This window comes from Acidiferrimicrobium sp. IK (genome assembly GCF_025499425.1).
Taxonomy (GTDB): domain Bacteria; phylum Actinomycetota; class Acidimicrobiia; order Acidimicrobiales; family Palsa-688; genus Acidiferrimicrobium.
Window position 1 is genome coordinate 1 of record NZ_JAIMCB010000034.1, and the last position, 1789, is coordinate 1789.

A 1789-nucleotide genomic window follows, 5' to 3' on the forward strand; every position below is an offset into this window, starting at 1 on the left:
TCACCGCCGGCCTGTTGCACAAGGCAGCGAAGGGTGAGCTGCGTCAGGGTCTGCCCGTCGGGTTGGTGTATGACGACCTCGATCGTGTCGTGTTGGACCCTGACGAGGCGGTCACCGAGGCGATCGCGACGGTGTTCCGCCGTTTCGACGAGCTCGGTTCCGCCCGCCAGGTGATGCTGTCGCTGATCGAGGACAACCTGCTGATCCCTCGCCGCCCGACCGGGTCGCGTCGGATCCGCTGGGCGCCGGCGAGCTATCCGGCGGTCCACGACTTCCTGACCAATCCGGCCTATGCGGGCGCGTTCGTGTTCGGTCGGCGCCGGGACGACAAACGCCTCGACGCGAACGGCCGGCTGGTGAAACGGACCAGGGAACTTCCCCGCTCGGAATGGGCGGTCCTGATCCCCGATCACCATCCCGGGTTCGTGACCTGGGAACGCTATGAGCGGATCCAGGACCAGCTGCGGGCGAACTGGCGGGGACCGAGAGGCGAGGGCGGCGGCGCGGTCCGGGAGGGCACCGCGTTGTTGCAGGGCCGGGTCCGGTGCGGACGTTGCGGTCGGATGATGCAGGTCGGCTACTCGGGCACCAACGGTGACACGCCCCGCTACATCTGCGGGCGGAACAAGCAGCTCTATGGCGGGGAGCGGGGATGCCAAAGCGTCGGGGGCCGCCGCCTCGAGAACCGGGTCCTCGACGAGGTCTTCGCCATGCTCGAACCGGCCAGCCTGGCGGCCACCGCAAAGGCCCTGGCCGAGGCCGACGCCAACCACCGCCGCCACCTCGCAGCGTTCGAGCTGGCCGTGGAACGAGCCCGCTTCGAGGCGGAACGAGCACGGCGGCAGTTCGACGCGGTCGAACCCGAAAACCGGCTCGTGGCCAGAACCCTGGAACGGACTCTCGAGGCGGCGCTGGTCGCGCAGCGCCAAGCCGAGTCCGAACTGGCCAGCCAACGGTTACGTCAGCCCACCAAGCTGAGCGACAAGGAGACAGCGTGGCTCGCCCGGGCCGGGGCCGACGTCCGCGCCGTGTTCCACGCACCGACCACGACGTGGCGGGAACGGAAACAGCTCCTCCGAGCCGTCATCACCGAAGTCGTCGTCACCGTCGCCGCCCTCGAGCGACGAGCCGAAGTGAGCATCGTGTGGGAAGGCGGAGCAGCAACCAGCTTCGGGCTCAATCTCAACAAGACCGGCAAGCACTTCCGCACCACCGACGAGGACACCGTCGACCTCGTCCGGCGCCTCGCGCAGCGATACGACGACAAGACCATCGCCGCAGTCCTATCGAAACAGGGTCGGAAGACCGGGACCGGCCTTCCGTTCACCAAGGCGCGAGTGAAGACGCTGAGGGTCTCCCGGGCGATCCCGGCCTATCAACCAGCCGAGACGGTCGCACCCCCCGGCGATGATGGGCTCGTGGTCACCATCACTGCGGCGGAGAAACTCCTCGGCGTCTCCCGGGTCACGCTCTATCGCTGGCTGGCCGACGGGTTCATCATCGGAGAGCAGCTGACCCCTGGCAGCCCGTGGCACATCCGGATCACAGACGAGCTTCGCAGCCGCATCGTCGGCGAAGGCCCCGACGGGTGGGTCAACCTTGATCAGGCCGCCAAAGCCCTCGGTGTCGCCCGCCAGACGGTGTTACACAAGGTCCAACGCGGCGAGCTCCAAGCAGTCCACGTCAACCACGGACGCCGAAAAGGCTTACGAATCAACGTAAACGCCGCAGGACCTGGACTGTTCGACACACCCCGATGAAAGGAAACGCAGTGTCAACCACAGCCGAC

At 67.4% G+C, this 1789-nt stretch carries 1 protein-coding gene; it reads left to right on the plus strand.

Annotation, left to right across the window (positions count from 1 at the left end):
- On the plus strand, nucleotides 1-1760 hold a 1760-nt coding region (locus K6U06_RS24430), incomplete at its 5' end, for a recombinase family protein (protein WP_262324604.1).
- Nucleotides 1761-1789 lie beyond the last annotated feature (29 nt).